Source organism: Ponticoccus sp. (in: a-proteobacteria) (assembly GCF_048381735.1).
On record NZ_JBLXGL010000024.1, the window covers coordinates 2,289 to 6,282 of the forward strand.

The 3,994-nt window shown below is 64.2% G+C and carries 1 pseudogene; it reads right to left on the reverse strand.

From position 1 onward, the window contains the following. Positions 1-3,994: pseudogene (gene rpoB, locus ACN5KJ_RS20415) on the reverse strand (DNA-directed RNA polymerase subunit beta); the annotation flags it as partial.

A 3,994-nucleotide genomic window follows, 5' to 3' on the forward strand; every position in this document is an offset into this window, starting at 1 on the left:
TTGAAGCCCTCGGGAATGCCCGCCTCGTAATTGTCCTCGCCCTTGACGATGCTTTCGTAGACCTTGGTCCGGCCCGCCACGTCATCCGACTTCACGGTCAGCATTTCCTGCAGGGTGTAGGCGGCGCCATAGGCTTCCAGGGCCCAGACCTCCATCTCCCCGAAGCGCTGACCACCGAACTGCGCCTTGCCACCCAGCGGCTGCTGCGTGACGAGGCTGTACGGTCCGGTCGACCGTGCGTGGATCTTGTCGTCGACCAGGTGGTGCAGCTTCAGCAGGTACTTCACGCCCACGGTCACCTTGCGCGAGAATTCCTCGCCCGAGCGACCGTCGAACAGGCGCGACTGACCCGAGGTGTCGAAGCCGGCGCGCGTCAGCGCGTCGTTGACATCCGCTTCCTTGGCGCCGTCGAAGACCGGGTCGCGATCGGCACGCCACGGGTGACGTTGCTTGCCGCTTCCACCAGCTCGTCCTCGTCCATGCCGGCGAGGCCCTCTTCGTAGACATCGTCACCATAGGCGATGCGGAGCGCCTCGCGCACCGGCGTCAGGTCGCCGGAACGGCGGTAGTCCTGAAGCGCCTCGTCGATCTTCAGCCCCAGACCGCGAGCGGCCCAACCCATGTGGGTTTCGAGGATCTGACCGACGTTCATGCGCGACGGCACGCCCAGCGGGTTGAGGCAGAAGTCGACCGGAGTACCGTCCGCGAGGAACGGCATGTCCTCCATCGGCACCACGCGCGACACCACACCCTTGTTGCCGTGACGACCGGCCATCTTGTCGCCCGGCTGAAGCTTGCGCTTCACGGCAACGAAGACCTTGACCATCTTCATGACACCCGGGGGCAGATCGTCGCCGCGGCGAACCTTCTCGACCTTGTCCTCGAACCGTGCATCCAGAGTCCGCTTCTGCGCCTCGTACTGCTCGTGCAGCGCCTCGACGATCTGGGCGTCCTGCTCCTCGGCGAGGGCAAGCTGCCACCACTGGCCGCGGCTCAGGCTGCTCAGCAGCTCCTCGGTGATCTCCGAGTTCGGACGCACGCCCTGGGCCCCTTCACCGCGGTCTTGCCGAGGATCAGGTCGCCCAGACGGGCATAGATGTTGCGGTCGAGGATCGCGAGTTCGTCGTCCCGGTCACGGGCCAGACGTTCCACTTCCTCGCGCTCGATCTGCAGCGCACGTTCGTCCTTTTCGACACCGTGCCGGTTGAAGACCCGCACTTCCACGACCGTGCCGTAATCGCCCGGCTTCACGCGGAGCGAGGTGTCTCGGACATCGGACGCCTTTTCGCCGAAGATGGCGCGCAGAAGCTTTTCTTCCGGCGTCATCGGGCTTTCGCCCTTCGGGGTGATCTTGCCGACGAGAATGTCGCCCGGCTCCACATCGGCACCGATGTAGACGATGCCCGCCTCGTCGAGGTTGCGCAGGGCTTCCTCGCCGACGTTGGGGATGTCGCGGGTGATCTCTTCCGGCCCGAGCTTGGTATCGCGTGCGGCGACTTCGAATTCCTCGATGTGGATCGAGGTGTAGACGTCATCGCGCGAAATGCGCTCGGAGATCAGGATGGAGTCTTCGTAGTTGTAGCCGTTCCACGGCATGAAGGCGACGATGACGTTCTTGCCGAGCGCCAGTTCCCCCATGTCCGTCGACGGGCCGTCCGCGATGACCTCGCCCTTGGTGACCCGGTCACCCACCTTCACCAGCGGACGCTGGTTGATGCAGGTGTTCTGGTTCGACCGCTGGAACTTGCGCATCCGGTAGATATCGACCCCGGCATCGCCGAGTTCCATGTCTTCGGTCGCCCGGATCACGATCCGCTGCGCGTCGACCTGGTCGATGATGCCCGCACGATGCGCCGTGATCGCAGCGCCGGAGTCGCGCGCCACGATCTCTTCGATCCCGGTGCCGACCAGCGGTGCTTCGGAGCGCAGCGTCGGCACGGCCTGACGTTGCATGTTCGAGCCCATGAGCGCGCGGTTCGCGTCGTCGTTCTCGAGGAACGGGATGAGCGAGGCCGCGACGGACACCAACTGCTTGGGCGACACGTCGATCAGGTCGACTGCCTCGCGCGGGGCAAGGGTGTAGTCCCCGACTGGCGGGTGTTGACCATGTCGTTGATGAACTTGCCGCCCTCGTCGAGCGTCGCGTTCGCCTGGGCGATGGTGTGACGCATCTCCTCGGTCGCCGACATGTAGTGCACTTCGTCCGTGACCTGGCTTTCCTTCACCACCCGGTAGGGGGTTTCGATGAAGCCGTACTTGTTCACGCGGGCAAAGGTGGCGAGCGAGTTGATCAGACCGATGTTCGGGCCTTCCGGCGTTTCGATCGGGCACATCCGGCCGTAGTGGGTCGGGTGCACGTCGCGCACCTCGAAGCCGGCGCGTTCGCGGGTCAGACCGCCCGGCCCGAGAGCCGAGAGGCGCCGCTTGTGGGTGACTTCCGACAGCGGGTTGGTCTGGTCCATGAACTGCGACAGCTGCGAGGAGCCGAAGAATTCGCGCACCGCCGCCGCTGCGGGCTTGGCGTTGATCAGGTCCTGCGGCATCACCGTGTCGATCTCGACCGAGGACATGCGTTCCTTGATCGCGCGCTCCATGCGGAGCAGGCCGACGCGGTACTGGTTTTCCATCAGCTCGCCGACCGAGCGCACCCGGCGGTTGCCGAGGTGGTCGATGTCGTCGATATCGCCGCGCCCGTCACGCAGATCCACCAGCGCCTTGATGCAGGCGACGATGTCCTCGCGATCCAGCGTGCGCTGGGTGTCGGGCTTTTCGAGGTTGAGGCGCATGTTCATCTTGACCCGGCCGACGGCCGACAGATCGTAGCGCTCGGAGTCGAAGAACAGCGTGTCGAACAGTGCCGAGGCAGCCTCGACGGTGGGCGGCTCGCCCGGACGCATCACGCGGTAGATGTCCATGAGCGCGGTGTCGCGGCCCATGTTCTTGTCCTGCGCCATGGTGTTGCGCATGTACGGACCGACGGTGATGTTGTCGATGTCGAGAACCGGGATCTCGGTGATGCCCGCGTCCACCAGCTCCTTGAGGGAACCGCCGGTGACGTCGCCGTCCTTGTCCACGGTCCAGGTCAGCTCGTCGCCGGCCTCGACGTAGATCGCGCCCGTATCCTCGTTGATGATGTCCTTGGCGACGAACTTGCCGACGATCTGCTCGAAGGGAACCAGCAGGTTCCTGACGTTGCCTTCGTCGATCAGCTTCTTCACCGCGCGCGGGGTGATCTTCTTGGTCGCCTCGGCGATGATCTCGCCCGAATCCGCGTCCACGAGGTCATAGGTCGGACGGGTGCCGCGCACGCGCTCCGGGAAGAACTTCGTGACCCAGCCCTCGCCCTTGCGGAGCGTGTAGGAGACCGTGTTGTAATACGCGTCCATGATCGCTTCCTGGTCGAGACCCAGGGCGTAGAGGAGCGTGGTCACCGGCAGTTTCCGGCGGCGGTCGATGCGCGCGAAGACGATGTCCTTGGCGTCGAATTCGAAATCGAGCCAGGACCCGCGGTAGGGAATGATCCGGCAGGCGAACAGCAGCTTGCCCGAGCTGTGCGTCTTGCCCTTGTCATGGTCGAAGAACACACCGGGAGAGCGGTGCATCTGGGACACGATCACGCGCTCGGTGCCGTTCACGATGAACGTCCCGTTCGGCGTCATCAGGGGCATGTCGCCCATGAAGACGTCCTGTTCCTTGATGTCCTTCACCGACTTGGCGCCGGTATCCTCGTCGATATCGAACACGATGAGGCGCAGGGTGACCTTCAGCGGGGCGCTGTAGGTCATGTCGCGCTGCATGCACTCCTCGACGTCGTATTTCGGCTTTTCGAGCTCGTAGGAAACGAATTCGAGAACGGCGGTCTCGTTGAAATCCTTGATCGGAAACACCGACTGGAACACGCCCTTGATCCCCTCGCCGTCGAGCGGCTGGGGCTGATCGCCGGAATCCAGGAAGAGCTTGTAGGAGGATTTCTGAACCTCGATGAGGTTCGGCA